7 protein-coding genes are annotated in these 18,339 nt (G+C 63.6%); all 7 read right to left on the bottom strand.

Annotated features, from left to right (window positions below; genetic code table 11):
• The coding region (locus ACXJ7R_RS08595) for a LodA/GoxA family CTQ-dependent oxidase (RefSeq protein ID WP_457151461.1) at positions 1-844 on the bottom strand (844 nt) is incomplete at its 3' end.
• Positions 845-886: 42 nt separating this feature from the next.
• A complete protein-coding gene (locus ACXJ7R_RS08590; RefSeq protein ID WP_457151460.1) occupies positions 887-2,884 on the bottom strand; it encodes a tyrosinase family protein in 1,998 nt (665 codons plus the stop codon).
• The gene (locus ACXJ7R_RS08585) at positions 2,871-4,976 is read right to left on the bottom strand and encodes a multicopper oxidase family protein (RefSeq protein ID WP_457151459.1); all 2,106 of its coding nucleotides are present in this window, start codon (positions 4,974-4,976) and stop codon (positions 2,871-2,873) included. Before ACXJ7R_RS08585 ends, ACXJ7R_RS08590 begins: the two co-directional genes overlap by 14 nt.
• Before the next feature lie 226 nt (positions 4,977-5,202).
• Positions 5,203-5,940, bottom strand: coding sequence for a hypothetical protein (locus ACXJ7R_RS08580; protein ID WP_457151458.1), 738 nt, complete (start codon positions 5,938-5,940; stop codon positions 5,203-5,205).
• 55 nt (positions 5,941-5,995) lie between these two features.
• Entirely contained in the window at positions 5,996-6,691 is a 696-nt protein-coding gene (locus ACXJ7R_RS08575; protein WP_457151457.1) for a hypothetical protein, read from the bottom strand.
• A 72-nt stretch (positions 6,692-6,763) separates the two neighbouring features.
• Complete coding sequence (locus tag ACXJ7R_RS08570; RefSeq protein WP_457151456.1) at positions 6,764-7,474, bottom strand: hypothetical protein; 711 nt, start codon at positions 7,472-7,474, stop codon at positions 6,764-6,766.
• Positions 7,475-7,696: 222 nt separating this feature from the next.
• Entirely contained in the window at positions 7,697-17,917 is a 10,221-nt protein-coding gene (locus tag ACXJ7R_RS08565) for a hypothetical protein (RefSeq protein ID WP_457151455.1), read from the bottom strand.
• Positions 17,918-18,339 lie beyond the last annotated feature (422 nt).

Raw genomic sequence — 18,339 nt, 5'->3', positions numbered from 1 at the left:
TGATCATGTCGAGCACTTCCGGCGCATAGCGCGGATACCCGACCAGCACCCAGGCAGGATATTCGACATCGATGTAGCGCAGYGCCTGGACGCGCTCCTCCATCATCACCAGCCGCGCCATCACCGGCCCGTCCGAGATGTCGTCGAACCAGCCGTCGCTGTTGGCGTAGGTCTCGATGCGCGGATGGCCAAACCCGCTGAGGAACGAGCCGCTGTTGCCGTGTCCGCCAAGCAGCAGCAGCCGTCCGCTGTCGTCCGTCATCATTTCGCCCAGCGTGTCGATGTCGTTCGGCACCATCCCGGTCGGCGGGAAGGTGACGGCATAGGCGGGGTTGGTGTCCCGCCCGAAGCTCGCCTTTCGCCGCGCGGTGCAGTCGACGGCTTGCGGGCCGGCGTCGATGATCAGATTCTGCCGTTCGACCGGATCGGTGATGCCAGCGTTGCGCAGCGGCGCGTCGGCGGCATAGCCGGCCTCGCCGCGCAGCCCGTCGAAGGTGAACCATGCCGCCTTCTTGTTGGCGAGCTGAACGCGCCACTGGATGTCGACCAGCTTGCCGCGATTGCCGCCGCCTTCGACATGGTCGCCGATCTTCAGCGGACTGCCCTGTGGGTTGGCCGCGTCATAGACGAAGATCTGGAAACGCGCGGCCTGGCGCTTGATGCGGCCCTTGCTGTCCTTGAAGTGTTTGATCGGCGCGTCGTCTTTCGCGGCATTGCCGTTGGCATCGCATTCGATCGGCAACTGCGCCGGCTTTTCCGGCGAGATGCAGAAACCCTCGGGGCTGTCGCCGAGCCGCGCGATGCCGACGGCCGGGTGGATGCGATAGACTGTTGGGTCGGCCATTTGATTTCCCCTCGGTGCCTGCGCCGGCCGTGTCTTGTGTTTTCAATCCAGAAAGTTGAGCGAGACCCCGTCGAGCCGCAGCAACTCGCGGTCCTCCTCATAGGAGGCGCCGATCACGACCAGGCTTACTGTCAGGCTGGTGGCGCCGGCCGCGATCAGCCTGCGTGCGGCGCGCGTCACATCGATGCGGTGGTTGCGCGGCGTGTTCATGCTGCGCTCGCGTAGATCGAACTTGCGGTTCTCCGCTGGTGGAATTTCGCAATGCCCGGGCCCGCCAAAACATTCGCCGTGGCCGAAGATTGCCGCATAGCCGGCATAACCCGGCAGGTTGAGCGGCGTGCTGGCGTCGGCGTCCGGCGTGTTGAGAAACACGCGGATGAAGCAGGAGCGCGGCAATTGCGGCACCCGGTGCAGCCGCACTTCCGCCGAGCGGAAGCTCTTGGTCGCTTCGGGCACCGCGATCGGCGCCGAGACGAACCGTCCGACCGGACTGGTCAGCCCGACCGGCATGAGGCATCCGCCACGAACATATTCATAGCCGAAGCGGTTCATATCGAGCGTATCGCGCACCGCGTAGCTCCACGGCGTCAGCGCGGAATCGAGATCGGCGGGCAGGCCGTCGGGATGGTCCTGCTGCCAGCGCCACCAGAGCCGGTCGATATTGGCGTGCACCGGCCAGAAGATCGGGTCGTAGGACGCGGTCAGGTTCGAGAACATGTCGCCGAACTGCGGCTCGGAGTAGAGGTCGTCGCGCTGGTGGAACTTGCGTCCGGCAACGCGTACCGCGCTGTTGCGATCGGCGGGCGCGCTGGTCTTGAACGCAGGGTTCATACCGCCGGTCCAGATGTGCATCGTGTTGTGCGGATTCTGGTCCAGGAAGCCGAAGCTGTCGACATAGAGGCTGCCACCGCCGAAGTCGCGGAAGGTGCGCAGGCTGAGGATCTCGTCGATGTCCTCCTGTGCCGGATAATGATAGTGGATGACGGTGTTGATCGTGCCTTTGCCGAACTGGCTGGAATAGCGCAGCGGATACCATAGCGAATTGGCCTCGAGCAGCGCGTCGATCAACCGCTTGCGATTCTCTCCCTCCACATAGTCCTTGCCGCAGGCGCCGCTGACCGCGTCATAGGCCTGCGTCGGATTGGCCCACAGCTGTCCCACGAGCGTGCCGATCTTGGCCGGGAAACCGTGATCGCGCAGGAAGCGCACCGAGGCCTCAGTGAGGAACCCCTTGAACGCATCGGGGAGGATGGCGCCGTTGGCCGGATCCTCCGGCTTGTAGCGCGTAGCCGGGAAATCCCACCATGGCATGGTCACATCGGGGCAGAAATCCTGCAAAGCCTGTTCGAATTCATAGAGATACACGCGATGCCACGGCAGGAAACGTTCCCAGCCATGCTGACAGTGGTTCTGGTGGATCAGGGCCAGATTGTTGTAGCTGCGTTTGTCGCCGACCCATTTGTTGAGCTTGTAGAGCTCACGAAAGGCATAGCGCAGCCGCTCCTTTTGGGCATCGTCCAGCACATCGACGTCCATGCGCTGCCGCAGCTCGCCCTTGGCGTAGCGCCATGCCGCCGGATCGGACGCCGCGCTGAAGACCGGGCCGGCAATCCCCTTGACCTCGACGCGCGCCTCGGTCGCCACGCTGACCTCGCTGGCGAGCGCAATCGAACCGATCAACGCGCCGGGGCAGCCCTCTTCGATCCAGGTCTCGATCCGGTCTATGTCTTCATCGGCGACCGGCTTGCCGCCCCAGGGCAGGCGAGGGAACTGCTTGCCGTCGAACGGCGGCAGTCCGCGCAAGCCCCGGATCAGCGCCGAGCGCGCGCCGCGCCCCTTGGCATCGCTGGTGCCGCAACAGGTGGTCGAGAGCGGCGCGATCAGCGGCATCCCGTGCAGCTGCAGTGCCAGGAACTCCGGCAGCGTCAGTCCCGTCAGGCTGCCGGGTCCCCCGGTGCCGCCGGCCGTCGCGAGGATCGCCTCCACATCGCTCCAGGTGAACGGCGCGGCGGGCATTGGCTGCGCCTTATTTGTGGCCATCGTGGCCATCCATCTGCATCTGCATCGCGCCGCTCTGGGTGATGTCGCCCACCTGATCAGGCAGCACCACGGCAACGTTCTGCATCATGCCCTGGTCCTCATGATCGAGGATGTGGCAGTGCAGCACGTACTCGCCAATGTAGCGCTCGTAACGGGTACGGACCTTGATCGTGTAGATGCCCGAGAAGCCGGCCGGCAAGGATTGCGGGATCAGGCTCTTGATCCACAGCGTATCCTTCCACACGCCCTTGAGCCCGGCATATTGCGGATCGTAGGGCTCACCGCCGGCATCGTCTATCGCGCCCGGCGCGCTGACGTCCTTGCCGTTGGGATCGATGATCGAGACGATCTGGAACGGATTGACGTGGATGTGGAACGGATGGCTGACGAAGTGCGACTGCAGCGTCCATTCCTGCGCCTTGCCCAGCGGCAGCGAGCGGTCGATGCGGGTCGGGTCGTAGGGCTTGACGTCGGCCGCGTTGAGCGTGTTGCCGACCTCGAACTTGGTGTTCGGCCCGGTCGTGTCGATGAAGAAGGTCAGCTCCTGCGTGCCGTTGCCCTTCACCTCGTCGTCGGTGACGTCGGGATGCGGCGTGAAGCTGGTGAATTTCATTCCTGCCTTGAGATCGGCCACCACCGTCGCTTTGACATTCGCCGGCATGTTGGCCTCGGCCAGGGCGACCAGCTTGCGATTGACGTAGGTTTCCACATTTTCGACCGCCGTTCCCGGCGCGACGTCGACCAGTGCGAGCAGTTGCGATCCGACATCGAGCCCGTTGACCACGCCTGATTTGGGCGCCGAGGAGTCGATCACGCAATAGCGTCCGGCTTCTGGAAAGACGACCAGCGCGTCAAAGCGATAGCCGGGCTGGAAGGTTGCAAGCTTGGTCGGCTGCGCCGCCGCCATCGTCAGCCCGTCGGCCGCGACCAGCGTATAGGGCACGGGCGTGGTGCTGCACGTATCCTTGATGAACGCCGCGTTGGTGTCGGCATTGAGCAGCGTTTTCACTCCGGGCTTGAGCTTGCCGTCAAGCACCTTGAAAAATTGCAGGCTGATCGTATCGCGCACGCCGGCATGGACCATGCGCCAGCGCTCGATCTGGCCCTGCGTTGCCTTCAAGGCGTCGTTCGGATTGAACACCTTGCCATTGAGCGAGGTATAGCGCCCCGATGCCGGCCAGGTGCCCGGCCCGAACTGGTCATAGCCCTCGATGCCGCCGACATCGCCGGGATCACAGAAATAGTGGCCGTTGATGTCCTGCTTGATCGGGCCGAGTTCTCCGGGCTTGGCCGCCGGCGCGCGGCAGGCATACTGGATCTGCTGCATCACCAGCACCCGCTCGGGGATCGCCGAGGTCGGGATCAGCGTATCGATGTCGCCATGGGTTGTCGGGGTCGGGAAGCGGTTGCCGCGGATGATCAGCGCACCGGCCATGCCGCTCGACACCTGCAGCGCCGTCGAGCCGTGGCGATGGGTGTGATACCAGAACGTGCCGGAAGGATGGTCCGACGGGATGTTGTATTCGTAGGTGAACTGCGTTTGCGGGTTGATCGACAGCAGCACGTTGTCGCTATTGCCCGATGGGCTTACCCACAGCCCGTGAGTATGCAGATTGGTGCCGTTGAAGCAGTGGGGGATGTCGGGCATCTGGCCGCCGGGCATGCAGCCGGGGTCGCCGGGCTGCGGCCCTGCCGGCAACTGATTGTCGAGGGTGACGCGCACCGTGTCGCCCGGAACGGCCTCGATCGTCGGCGAGACATAAGGAGCCTTGGGATCGACGCCCTTGCCGGTGTAGCCGCGCAAATGGACCTTGTCGTAGCCGCCCGTGGACGGGTTGTAGATCTGGTTGTCGATGTACTCGATCTTGAGATTGAGCAGGCGGTCGCCACGCACCGGCAGCGTGTTTCCGGGCAGTGGTGCAGCAGGTGCGAGCTCCGTCAGAGCAGGCTTGGCGATCGGCGCGCGGTCATCCTGCAGCACCGGTGGATTGAGGATCTCGGCCGCTGCGGGCAGCACCGCGATTGGTACCAGGCTGCTGCCGAAAAAACCCAAGAGAAATCGCGCACGCGCCATCGATCCACCAAGCGACATGGGGCCTCCCTCATACTGGCTGTAGACTTCGATCCGTAAGCATAGTGCGCCCGATCCGGAAATCTGTCTAGCTTGCAAAGCCATAAAATCTAAAATTTACTTCCAACAAAACTGTGATGGTGCACTTAAAGAACTTGCTTATACGACTCACGGTCAGTTCATTTCAATATTGCTCTATTTTTAATCAGTTTAGGTGCCGATCGGCGGCGGAGCATGACCGCGAGGATCACAGCGTCTGCAATGTCACCGTGGGGGCGGCAGTCACCACCTTGGGGACGCCGCTCAGGACGGAGCCGCTGCCAAAATAGGCCACGAACAGCACCGAGGTTCCCCAGTTGAACTCGAAACTGTAGCTGTTGCCGCCGGCCGTCGCGTAGTAACCGGCCGGGGCCGGTGTCGGGTGGCCGGGCCCGGTATCGCCGTACTGCGAATTCAGCGCGATCGCATAGGCATTGTTGCCTTTGGTGTCCTGCGGGCCGCCGATGAAAGCGAACAGGCAAAGACCGGCCGAATTCGCCTGGAAGCCCAGCTGCATGTACTGCGGCAGCGTGACCGCTTTCAGCGTGGTGTCGACAGCGACCGGGACGGCGTCGCCGGTGGTCGGCAAAGGCGTTGGCGCCGCGCCGCCCATGCCCGGCCCATAGGCCGCGATCCAGATTGGCGTGTTGGTGTTCACGCTGACATTGGTGATGTTCAGATTGTTGGCCTGCCAATTGTTGATCAGGATGGTGGGCTGCAAGGCCAGCCCCGGCGCCAGCAGGAATTGCGGCTGGCTGCTGCCGCTGGTTAGCGCCAGCTTGCCGGCATTGTTCATCTCGGAAGCATTCTGGAAAGCCAGGATCATCGACCCGTTGGGGGTCTGCGGCATCGCCACGCTGTCGCGCACGGCAAGCTCCACCGGGGAGCCATCCCAATTGTCCGTCGCCAGGGATTGACCCAAAATGTTGAAGTCCGAAGGTGGCATGGCTTCCGTCTCATAGAGCAGCCAAGATGGCGGAAAGGCGGACCGGTGCGGAGGTCTACAGGGATTGCAGCAGGGTCGTCACCGGCGTTGCGGTCTGCGGCGAGAGATTGACCACGTAGACTATCGCCGCCCCCCAACTGAAGGACATCGTGTATCTGTTGCCGGCCGCCGTGGCGTAAAATCCGTCCGGCGGAGTGTTCCCGGTCGGCGGTCCGGTGTCGCCGCTCGGGGCGTTGAGCGCAATCACATAGGCATTGTTACCCGACTGGTCAGGCGGTCCACCGACCACCGCGACCACCTGCTGATTGCCGGTGCTCGAGCTGAACTCAAGCTGCATCCAGTTCGGTGTCGTTATCCCTTGCACCGCCTGGCGCATCGCCAGCTGGACAGGTGTGCCGCTCACGAGCTGGCCAGGCTGCATGCCGGGAATGCCGGGGCCGAAGGCCTGCACGAAGATGGGGGTCGCGGCATTGAGGCTGGTGTTGGTGAGGGTCAGGTTGTTGGCCTGCCAGTTCGCTGTCAGCACGCTGATCATCCGCGCCAGGGCCGGAACCCGAACGTTCGTTGGGGCGCTGCTGCCAGAGGTGAAGGTAAGCCTGCCCTCGTTGTTCTGCTGTGACTGGTTGAAGTAGCCGACGATGAGGGAGCCGTTGGGCGTCTGCGGCATGGTCACGCTGCCACGGACCGCCAGTGTCTGCGGCATGCCGTTCCAGGTCGCGTTGACCGTGCCCGCTGCGATGAAGTCGTGCATGTCAGGATGTCCTCTTTGCACCGGCGTTGTCGCGGGAGCCGGCGGCTTGCGCTTCCGGCTCCCGCGCTTCGATCACAGAGACAGCAGTTGCGCCGTCAGCGAGGAAGCCGTCGAAGGCGACATGTTCGCCACGTAGACGACCGAGGAACCCCAGTTGAATTCGAAGGAGTAGTTGTTGCCGCCCGTCGTCGCGTAATAGCCTTGTGGCGCCGCCGTGCCGGTGCCCGGGCCGGTGTTGCCGGACGGCGAGTTCAGCGCGACGGCGTAGGCGTTGTTGCCTGACGCATCCTGCGGACCGCCGACAACGGCAACGATGATCAACTGGCCCGTATTCGTCCCCAGGGTCAGCTGCATCCAGTTCGGGGTCGACGTTCCCTGGGCAATGCCGCCTGGCTTGAGCGTCAGCGCGGTGTTGATGGCTAGCGCAACCGGCTTCTGGCCGGGCAGTCCAGGACCGAAGGCCTCGATCCAGATCGGCGTCGCGGTCGCGACGCTGACATTGGTGACGGAGAGATTGTTTGCCTGCCAGTTGTTGACGAGGATGTTCGGCTGGGAAAGCAACGCCGGAGCTGTCAGGAACGACGGTGTCGAACTGCCCGAGGTCAGCGCCAGCTTGCCGGCATTGTTCAGGGAGGCGGTGTTCTGATAGGCGAAGATCATCGATCCGTTGGTCGTCTGCGGCATCGCCGCGCTGTCGTGGTAGGCCAGCGTCAGCGGCGAGCCATCCCAGTTTGGGTTAGATGCGTTTGCACCGAGAATGTCGAATTTTGCGGTCGTTGCCATAATTTCCCTCGCGGTTTGCGGGTTTCGGACTGTCGTTCTTGCAGGCGAATTCCAGAGCGGCGGACTTGAAGTCGAAGCGTGCCGTCGCTCGATCGTTTTGTTTCAACATCGGATGCTTCCAAAACCTGTTGCCGGCTTGGGGCCCGATGGTCTGGTTTCGAAACGGCTCCTCCTTCCACTCGTGTCTGCGTGACGCCGCCGCGAATGCCCGCCTTGAGGCGGTCAGCTCGCGTCGATGTCCGTCAGTTTCAGTTGCAGGTTGCTGAAGCGCAGCACCGGCGTATTGACGCCGCTGAGTGCTGCGTAAAGCGTGATGTCGAAGACCAGCCTCGCACCTGCCGGCATTGCGCTGGCGCCGAAGACAATGCTGTTTTTGGAGGCCCAGCCGGCGATCGCCGCTGCGAAAAGCGCGGCGAAATCGCCGAGCTCCGCCGGCTGTTGCCCGTCGATCTCGAAGGACCGCGCCAGCACGATCGGAACAAGCGGGCTGATCGAGGCGCTGTCGAACGCGCCGCCGGCAACGGCGGGGAACGGGAACTGGTAGGAGCAGGCGACCTTGACCCGCCTTGTGGTTCCGCTGGTCACGTTGGCGGCCGCATGCGCCGCAAGCAGCGATTGTTCGTGCACCGGGTCGGCCAAAAGGTCGGCCATGATCGTGTAGATGCGCTGGCAAAGGCTTGACGGCGATGTCGGACAGGCAGCACCTGAACCCTGGCCTGGCAGCGTCGCCACATCGATCGGCGTCGCATTGTCGATGAACGGCGTGACCGGCTGGCTCGGCCTGACCTGCGGCGTCATGTAGACGAATTCCGGCACCACCTGCCACGCCGTGTTGTTCGGGGCTTCAAGCGTGATCAGGTTGCGCTCGATCTGCACCGAGGCGAGCGCATTCTCGGCCGCCAGCACGTTGAGTGCATCGACCTCGATCGTGTGCGCCACGCCGAAATTGCCGGGCGCGGCGTTGTCGACCTCGAACAGCAGGCCGTCCGGCGGCGACGGCTGGACCGGATGCTGGTTGGGGTACGGCGTCAGGGTCGACGGGTCGAGTGCGGTGACGGTCAGCGCGACATTGGAGAAGCTGGATTCGCCTTGAGCGGCCGGCCACTGCAAATCGATCTGCCGCGTCGTCCCGTCCGGCTGCAGCGTGTCTGTGACGACGTAGCTGTCGGTGACGCTGATCAGACCCTGACCGAGGGCCATGTTCAGGCTCGGATTCCAGTCCTTGTTCGCCGTCACCTCGCCAATGGCGGTGGCGAAGGCGGCCACCGCATCGGGCCAGGCTGGATCGGCCGGGTTGCGCAGCACCGGGCTGATGGCACCGTAGACGGCCGAGGTGCGCGCCAATGCCGTGAACAGGTCGTAGGGCGGGCCTGCGCTGGGGGCAGGGTTGGCGGAGTTCGGCGGGTTGTCCGGCGCCGCGCTGAGGTTGGTGTTGTAGGTGACGGCGGTGTTGATCTGGTCCTGCGCGACGAGGAACGCCTGATAGGTATAGAGGTAGCTCCAGTCGGCGCCGTCGGCGATTGGATTGCCCGAACCCGACGTTGGCGTGTAGCCCGACCAGGTCTGGCTGACCAGCGTCGGCGGCGTCGGATACTGGCGATACACGACCGGGATTTTGGTCAGCGCGCCGGCCGGTCCGACATGCGGCACGCCCTTTGGATAGGGATCGACGAGCTGCAGCCAGATCGATGGACGCGCTTCGCCGGGTGCGCCCGCCGGCGCCAGGAAGAACTGCAGGTTGGTGATGGCGAAACGCAGATCGAAAGGCACCACCGCGGCAGCGGCCGCGTCGGGATCGCCGTAGAGGAAGGTGAGGGGGCTCGCCCCCATGCTGCTGACGCCGACATGGGCGGTCGAGAGCCCGGCGTTCTGGCGCGTGGCGGAGAAGGTGCCGGCGCCCGAACCGCTGGCGGCGGTGGCGATCGTGAAGGTGGTGTCACCGGTGACGGTGACGCCGTAGACGCCATTCGCCGGCAATTGCCCCGAACTGGCCTGGAATATCATCAGCACCCTGCTGCCGTCGGTCAGGCCGTGCGGATTGTTTGTCGTCGCAGAAAGGCTGAGACCGCTCCAGCTGTAGTTTCCGGCGAGTACGGCTTCGATCTGGCCGAAGAGCTCGATATTGCCATCGGCGGCAGCCGAGACCGACTGGTTCCAGGTCACGTCGTATTGGACGATGGTGTCGACGGAATAGGCCGTCATCAGCGCCGCGCGCATCTGCTGCTCGAACACATCCTTCGCGATGGCAAGTGCTGCGGTCGTGCCGGTGAACGGCGATTGCGGGCCAAACAGCCAGTCCACTTCGTATTGCGCGTATTTCTGCGCCAGCGCCTCGCGGCCGAGCGCCATCGCGTCGTAGGCGTCGGGGGCGACCTCGAAGGCCTTGGCCGCCGAGGCCGGTGACAGCACCTCGTCGACCGCCTGGAAGAAGATGCGGTTGAGCTGGTCGRGGTCGGTGTCGATGAACAGCTGTTGCGCCGGCAGCGCCGGCAGCTTGGACGACAGCTGCGGCATCGAAACACTGGCGCTGTTCAGCACATTGTCGAGCGGCTTGGGCGACAGGAAGCGCGGTCCGGCACCTGCGGCACCGATCGAGATGTCGAGCAGCGATGCCGCGGCGGCCCACAGCGATTGCGAGCCGGCGCGTGCTCCACCGGAGCCGTCATGGGCGAGCTTCAATGACTTGAGCCGCTTGCGCGCCAGTGCCGTGCTGGACTGGGCCGTGCTCGACAGTTTCTGCTGTGGCGATGCGTCGGCCCCATTCATGCCGATGGCGAGCTTCTGCGCCGGGAAGGCGCCAACGAAAGCGGCGGCGAACTGCGACATGTTGCTGGCGCCGCCGGTCGCCGGAACAAATCCGGTCGCGACGTTCTGCGCCGACGGCACCATGATCGTGCCGAACTGGTCCTTCAGATAGGGCGAGATCAAATTGGCATCGCGGGTGATGCCGAACAGCACGACGATCTCGAACAGCGGCGGCAAGGCGCCGGGACCGCTGACCGGCATCGAAATGGTCACCGCGCCGGGGAAGTTGGTGCTGAGCCCCGCCAGCCAGTTGACGAGGTCGGCAACCATGCCTGTCACCTTGCTGGTGTCTGCAGCACCCACCGGGAAATTGACAAGGCTGCTGCCATCCGCCTGCAGGGCAAGACTGGTCTCGACATAGAACGAGATGCCTGGACCGCTGATCTGGTCCTCGATGGTGCGGAAATTGGCCAGGGCTGCCGCCTTCTGGTCCGCCGACATGCCGCTGAAGGCCGCCTGGCTCGGCGTCAGGACGATCTCGATGGTGTTCGGCGTCGAGCCGTTGAAACCATAGGTCGGCAGGATCCCCGGCCATTGGTCGACCGGCACGATCGGATCGAAATAGAGGTTGGTGTCGCTGTAGCTGGCCGGCGTCGGCAGCTGGTTGCCGAAGGCGTCGTTGACGAAGAAGTCCAGCGTGAACTTGTCGTTGATCGAAGCGTAGCGGTCGGGCGTGGTGGAGCCGGCATTGGCGGTGGCGACGTTGTACAGCGGCGCGAACACCCGGTACGTGCCGGTGGTGCCGGACTGGTCGGGCTTTTGCGGCTGGATCGGCGCTGACAAATTGCTCAGCGTGAAGCCTGTCGTCGCCTGTATCTGGTAGGTGACGAGACTGTAGAGCCCGTTGAGCGACGCCTTCGCATCACCCGCCGCGACCAGTGCTGCGTGCAGTTCGGTATCGTCGGCGATGCCGGATGCGCGCAGCGCCTCGATGACGCGACCGCGCGAATGGGAGTTCGCCGCGCCAAGCTGCCCGGTTTTGACCAGGGCGGCAGGCGTCTTCAGTTGCATGACGCTTTCGGAGCGCGTCAACTCGACACCGAAGGTGCCGGCCGCGACCTTGACGTAGCGGGCCTCCAGGGCCGGGTCGGCGGTCTCGGCATAGTAGACGAGGCCGCTCTGAGTGCCGGCAAGCACGACCGCGTTGTAATAGGGCTGGATGGCGAGCGGCGAGCCGCTCTGGTTGGTTCCGCTGCCGGCCTTGTAGGTCACCAGCATCGTCACCTGCGCGACGCCCTTGACGAACAGCGGCGTTGGCAGGGCGTTGCCGGTCTTGTCGACAAAGCGCAGATAGTAACCCTGCGCATTGGCGACCGTCGCCTGCTGGATGATCTGCAGGAAACCGTAGCCGCCATCCGCTGTGATGTCGGTGCTGGCGCCGACGGACACACCCGCCGGCAGACCGAGCGCGAAGGCCATCAGCCCTTGCGGCGGCTGCGACACCGTCGTGGTGTTGGTGCGCAGCGCGAAGACGGCATTTGGATCGACCACTGCCGAGACGAGGCCGGGCGCACCGGCGGCCGTCTGGAACAGGATCTGGATCGCGTCGACCGGCCGGTCACCGCCCCTGAGATCGTCGAGGATCCGACCGAGCAGCGCCTCGTCCGACTGGCTGGCGCCGGACAGTGCGTAGACGTCGGCAAGCATGCTGCCTTGCGTGGCGCCCGGAATCTGCTTGACCGTCAGCGTGATGCTGGTGGCAAAGGTAATGTCCCCAGCAGGCAGCGGCGTGCCGTCCGGCAGATAGGCCCCTTGCGCCTGGCGGGATTTCACCAGGACGGGGATCGCTGCCGTTCCTTCATTTACCTGCAATTTCTCCAGGCTTGGCGCGAATGGCCGCAGGCTGAGCGCCGTCGCGCTTGGCGGCGTCCAGGCGATGGCGTTCTCCAGCGCGAAAGATTGCGGCCCGGTCGAACTGAGCGCGATTGGTGTCGGGCTGCTTGGCGCCGTTATCGACGCTTCGGTGAAGGCGAGATAGGGGCTTAGGACGTCTTGGGTGAGCGAGAACGAGGCGTTGACGGCAAGCCAGTCCTGCGTCTTGTCGGGATTGCTCAGCGTGATGCTGTAGCTGTTGTTCTTGGCGAAGCCGCCGGCCGGAAATTCCTGCCACAGAAGCGCGAACAGCGGGTTCGTGCTGGTCGACACCGCCCCGCCTGGCACGGTGAGACCGGCGGTGTAAGGCAGGCGCACGCCGCCACGCAACGCGCTCGACATCTGCCCCGCGAGGCCCTGGAAGCGCGTTTGCGCACCGGGTGTCGGTGCGGCCACCGCCGCCATGAACAGCTTGTCGAGCGGTGACGAGGTCAGCCCCGCATCCTGCATCGTCACCAGCAGCTCGTGCACCGCGCCACGGATCAAGCCTTTGAAATAATCGAGGAATATCTCCTGCGACAACGGCGTGGTGCCGCCGGCGTCGTTGACCGAGGTCGGGTTCGAGGTCTGGTTGACGAAGAGCTGGTTGAAATAGGTGTCGACCGCTTGCAGGTAGGTCTGCGAGACGAGGTTCTGCGCCAGGAACTGGTAGGACAGATCCTGTGCGTTGCCATTGCCGTCGGTGCGCCCGGTGGTCGCCATGTTGAGGAACGGCGGCATCGGGAACACGCAGGCCTTGGCTTTGCCGGTCGGTGCGGCAAGCGTGGCGGAGAAATTGGCGAGCTGGCCAAGCAAGGTCGGATAGTCGATCCAGCCGGTGAGCGCGTCCGGCTCGCTGTCGATGTCCTTCAAACCGGGCGTGCCGCTGCTGGAATCGAATTCGAGCAGGACCACGGAGTTGTAGGCCGGCAGGTTCAGCGCGTGCATGAGCGCGAAGGTGGCAAGCTGCGTCGTCACCGCCTCGAACGGCTTGAAATCGGCATAGGTCGGGTTCTGCGACGGGTTGTCGTCGTACTGTATGCCGAGCGATGTCACGACCCACGGCGTGCCCTTGCTGGTCGCATCGGGGAACACCACGGTCAGTTCCGGCAGGAACAGGATAGGCAGGTCCTTCGGCAGGTTGGGGCAAAGCCCGACACTCGCCGCTGCACCCGCAAGAAGCCGCTGCTTCAGCCGCGCGAAAGTTTCGATYTTGGCCTGCTGCGACGAACCGGCAAGCTGCCATTCGAAGCGGAACGAGGCATTGAAGCTGAAGCTGATGGAAATCGAGAACAGGAAGAGGTTGATCTCCACCGTGACGCTGAMGCTGACGCTTGCCTCGATGTAGAGCAGGATCGAGCCGCCACCGCCGCCCGGCACACTGGGTGGCTCCAGCGCCAGGATGATGCCGATGCTGGCCTCGAGGCGGACGTTGACGCTGGCCTTGATGATGACGAAGTCGAGCGAGCCGTAGAGCTCGCCGATGATGCCGAACTGGCCTTGCAGCGACAGCGCGTCCGGCTTTTTGGCGAGGTCTCCGCCACCGCTGGTGAGATAACCGGCCGCACCCTGGATGATGCCGAAGAAGGTGACGCTTACCCCCGCCTTCAGCGGCCCGGCGGTGAAGTCCTTGCCGACGCCCAGCCGCGCGGCAAAGCCGAAGGCCAGGATGCTCTGGTAGGTGCCTTTGAACACGTCGGGGTCGGTGGCCGAACTCAGGCTGGCTATGTAGAAGCCGCCCGATCCGGTCACCGGAATAGGCCCGGCCTGCGCCTGCACCTGGAAGCAGACGCTCCAGTTGTCGCCGTCGGGGAAACCGAGGTCGACCTTCCAGTCGCCATTCGTGTAGACGTCGACGCTCAGTGTCGGCAGCGTCAGCGAGGCCGCGCCAACCTGGAAGGTGCGCAGGCTGTCGGGCAGGCTGAAGACCGCGGCGAATTTGCCGATCGTGTCGGAGATCTTGGTGTAGACGACCTCGAATTCCGCACCCTTGCCGGCACCGCCGGTCAGCTTGAGCAGCAGTGCGTAGAACGGCGTCACGTCATAGAAGATGAAGCCGACCTCGAGCACTTTCAGCAGCGTGAAGTCGGTGACGATGATCCACTTGCCTTCGGGATGGTAGATATCGGCAAATTTCTTGTTCTTGAGGGCGTCCCAGAAGTCGCCCTGCATGAACTTCAGGAAAGCATCGAAATTGGCGGGCGGCTTGGTCGGGTCGGGCCCGACCCGCTGGCCGACACCGAGATAGACGAGCTCGAAGACATCGCTGACAGCGCCCACCTTGGCYGGCGCCGCCAGCAGTTTCTGCGCATCGTCGCCACCACCGCCGCCGCCATCCTTGCCCAAATTGTAAGCACCGATCCAGCCAATCTGGTCGGCGCCTTCGGTCGGTGCGAACAGGCCGATGCTGATCGTCCCGTCCGGTGGCAGGCGCTGGCCCAGTATCTCGATGAAGCAATTGTGCATGCCGAGCACCAGCATCTTGGGATCGGCATCGGTGGCGTATTCGAGATTGAACTGTTCGATCGAGATGGTCAGCACGCCCTCGATCTTGATTTCCAGCTTGCCGTCGACTTGCGGAAGCTGGATGCCGAAGGCCAGCCCACCGCCGTCCTCGGGGCTCAGCCAGCCGATGAGGACGCTGAATTTGAAGGCCGAAAGCGAACCGACCAGCCCGCCCATCGAGCCGAGATCGAGATCGAAGATCAGCGCATAGTTGAAATTGTCCTGCAGCGTGACGCCGTTTTCCGCCAGGCCAGGCAGCGAACCGAGCGAATAATAGTTCAGGCTCTCGATCGTCTGATCGGCCGTGCCCGAATAGAGGAATGACTTGAGCTTGAACGGGATCAGGTCGAGCAGGCTGTCGGCGCCGCTGCGCTTCTCGGTGGCGCCGAGGTCGAGCCGCAGGTCACCCGGCGAAAAGCTGAGCGACGGCGTGCTTGTCGACGGCTGTCCCTGGGCCGGGATCGTCAGGTCGAAGCCGACGTCGATACCGAGATTGGAAAAGGCCAGCTTCTCGAACGCAAACAGGTCGAGCACCTGGAATTCGTTGAACTCGATATCACCCCAGATGGCGAAATGGGCGCTGATGTGGGTCGTGTCGGCTTTTGGCGGCGTCGCCGCGGTCTCGTCATCGAACGAGAATTGCAGTTTCGTCAGCGTGATCTGCTTGAGATATTTGTTGTTGGACTTGCCGTTCTCGTCGGTGAAGTTGAAGACGAAATCGCCCTGGGCGACGAACGAATAGACGCCCTGTCCGGAACTCTTGTCGTCGCCGCTGGTGCCGTGCGCCTGGTAGGAACCCATGATGGCGATGACATTGGCGTCATCGCCGGCATTGGCGGCCGGGCTCAGCGCGGCATCGAGATTGACGCCGGTCTTGAACAGATTGTTGATGGTGAGATTGACCTCGCAGGCGAAGCTGCGCAGCTCGGAATTGGTGAACAAAGCGCGCAGATATTCGACCTCGAAGCCATAGTCGATGTCGATATCAATATTGCTATCGGGGGCCGCTGCCGACTTGCTCGCCGCCTTTTCATAGTCGACCAGCGCGAAGGTCGCGCTCTGCGCCAGCGTCGGCACGGCCTGCGACGGGTCGGTGTTGTTGATGGCGATGCCGACATGGTGGACACGAAAGCCGGCTATGCCTGGATCCTTCATGCCGCCGAGCACGGCGCGCACCGCGGTCGGCAATTCATCGAGCTGCATGTTGCAGTTGACGGCGAGGATGCCGTTGAAGGTCGGGTCGGTTACGGTCTGGTAGAAATTCCAGTATAGCGAGGTGGTGTCGGGCTGCGTGCCGCCATTCGGGAACACCGCGGCCTTCGCCTCGGTGATCAGCTTTTGCAGATAGGCCTGGGTGGCGGCGGCGGTGAACGTCTTGTTGAAGATGTCGGCCTGCGACCACAGCCTTGTGTCGGCAACCAGAGCTTCGATCGTCTCGCCCGGATAGAATTTCATCATGAAGATCGGCGGCGTACCGTCGGGCGCGGCGCGCTTGCCCGGCGACAGGTCGAACGTCCAGTCGCCGATCTCCAGTTTGTCGCCTGAAAAGTCGAACAGGGCCTGCCCGGAGCCAAGCGGGTCAGGGTTGGCGGGGTTTTCGCTGACCACCGTGAAGATCTGGTTCTGCTGCACGGCCTTGCAGATCGACGGACCCATGGCCTCGAATTCCAGGATGCCGGCTGCACTCGTCGCCATCTGCAACCCGGTCCATGCCAATGGCGTGCCGGCAAGTTCGGCCAGCATGCCTTGCGGCGTCATCGCCAGCGTCGTCGGTCCGGCGGCGACAGCGTTTGCCGCCGCGCCTTGCTTCGGTGCCGGAATGAAGCCGCTGGCGCGCCTCGGGTTGAGCGCCCGCGATTCCATGTCGAGATAGGCGGCGGCATTGAGGTTCGGGTCGGTCGAGAAATCGAGCCCCGCATAGGGCACCAGCGGTATGGCGGGCGTGCTTGCGGCTTTCGCGCTCCATGAGGCGACCTTGAAAGCGTCGAGTACATAGACGGTGAGGCCGGAGGCGGGCTCAGCGCCGGCAAGCATTGTGGCCGTGTTGGTGCGCTGATTGTAGAGCGGAGCGCGCTCGGGTTGCGAGACATAGCTGCCGTCCTGGACGATGAGCTGTGCCCACGAAGTCGTCGCGGTGGCATCGAGAAAAGCCGGGCTGGTCGGCGAATCCTGCGCTGGCGCAATGCGATAGGCCGGCTGCGCCGGTACGAATTCGAGCTTGTCTGGTGCCGAGCCGATGGTGACGGTCACGAATTCGGTGCCGGTGACGCCGCACAGCATCTGCACCGTTTCGGAGCTTGCGCCTGCGGCCAGGTTGGCGCCGGCATCGAGCGCCAGGCCGAACTGTCCCGCCGGCGTCAGGTAGTAATAGCGCTGCTCGCTCGGCGATTGTTGCGGACGGCCGGCGAAGACGAGACGGCTCACCGTGCTGATATCGCCGGTGTTGATGGTGCTGAGGGCGAAGGGCTTGCCGTTGGTGGTGACGAAAGTCGAGCCGAGCAGCGGGTCGGTGAACTGGAAGAAGCTGCGCGTCGCGTCGAGTGGGCCGAGCACGTCCAGCGTGACGTTGAAGCCGAACGGCGTGGCCGAGCCACCGACGCCGCGGAAAACCGGATAGTTCAAGGCACCGACCAGCCCGCCGCCGGTTGGCGGGTCGAAATACATCATGCCGGCCTCGAACTGGACGAGGTCGGTGGTCGCCAGTTCAAACGCGGCGCTTGCCGTACCAGCGAGCGGTCCGCTGAGCGCCAAGCTCGCGAATGGCGCGGCCGACTGGAATGTCACCGTGGCACCGGCTGGCGGCGTCGCCGTCAACAGCAGCGCCGCCGGCGGCTGGCTGTTGGCGATCTGCAGGCTGTTGGAGGCGTCGTCGAACAGCACCGTCGTGGACAGCGTGAACAGGTCGGGCTGAACCTGGAACGTCACGCTCTGCCGGAATGCCAGCGAGAAGGACTCCCCCACCGTCGGCGACGAGGTGCCTTGCCCGGTGACCGAGACCAGGATCGGCGCGATGCTGAGCGGCTCGGGAAACCAGCCGATCTGGGTTCCGGGACTGTCGGCGAAGGCTTTGCGGATGCCTATCTCGAAAGCGTTCCAGTCGCGTGTCGCCGAAGGGACGAAGAACGCGATGTAACCAAGCTGACCGGGGTCGACCCAGCTCTGGGCGGTCAGATCGAATGTCGGGTCGGCGCGTGACTTATCCTGGAACAGAAAGGCGACACGTGCGCCGGCTAATGGGTCCGCCAGATAAAGACCGCTCGCATCGCGTTTGAAAGCGATCATCCCCACCTCCCATGCATTCTACGGCACTATCCGGCCATCTCCTGCCGCCGCTTTGAGTCGGGCGGAAGGACTTGGCGCAGCGCTTATATTACCAAGACGTAAAGTATAATTGTAAGACGAAGAAAGAGATTTGTAAAAGACTATATTTGGGTGGATTTCAAAATGAAATAAATTTTATCTATATGGTGACCCGGCTAACTCATCGGTATGAATGGGTTCTGATTTGATACCGAGCGGCGCAGTAATACGCACCTCAACAGAATCAATCACTTAGTATGACGAGTGGAATCATCTTATGCCGATGGCGGTCGCGTACGTAACCGCAAAAGCTATCCCGGCACCGGCGCGACGCGCTTCAGGGGCGGCTAGCCATTTGTCCCAATCCGAAAAACTCGCTGGGGAACATCGCCGCCAATCAGGGC

The sequence above is a fragment of the Mesorhizobium sp. P5_C1 genome (assembly GCF_054049815.1).
Note: the sequence above shows the minus strand (reverse complement) of the source record. Positions and strands in the feature narration are given on the sequence as shown.

Excerpts from the sequence above, each read along its gene's own strand:
- ACXJ7R_RS08590 (WP_457151460.1), bottom strand. The coding sequence starts at position 2,884 with ATGGCCACAAATAAGGCGCAGCCAATGCCCGCCGCGCCGTTCACCTGG.
- ACXJ7R_RS08585 (WP_457151459.1), bottom strand. The coding sequence starts at position 4,976 with ATGTCGCTTGGTGGATCGATGGCGCGTGCGCGATTTCTCTTGGGTTTT.
- ACXJ7R_RS08580 (WP_457151458.1), bottom strand. The coding sequence starts at position 5,940 with ATGCCACCTTCGGACTTCAACATTTTGGGTCAATCCCTGGCGACGGAC.
- ACXJ7R_RS08575 (WP_457151457.1), bottom strand. The coding sequence starts at position 6,691 with ATGCACGACTTCATCGCAGCGGGCACGGTCAACGCGACCTGGAACGGC.
- ACXJ7R_RS08570 (WP_457151456.1), bottom strand. The coding sequence starts at position 7,474 with ATGGCAACGACCGCAAAATTCGACATTCTCGGTGCAAACGCATCTAAC.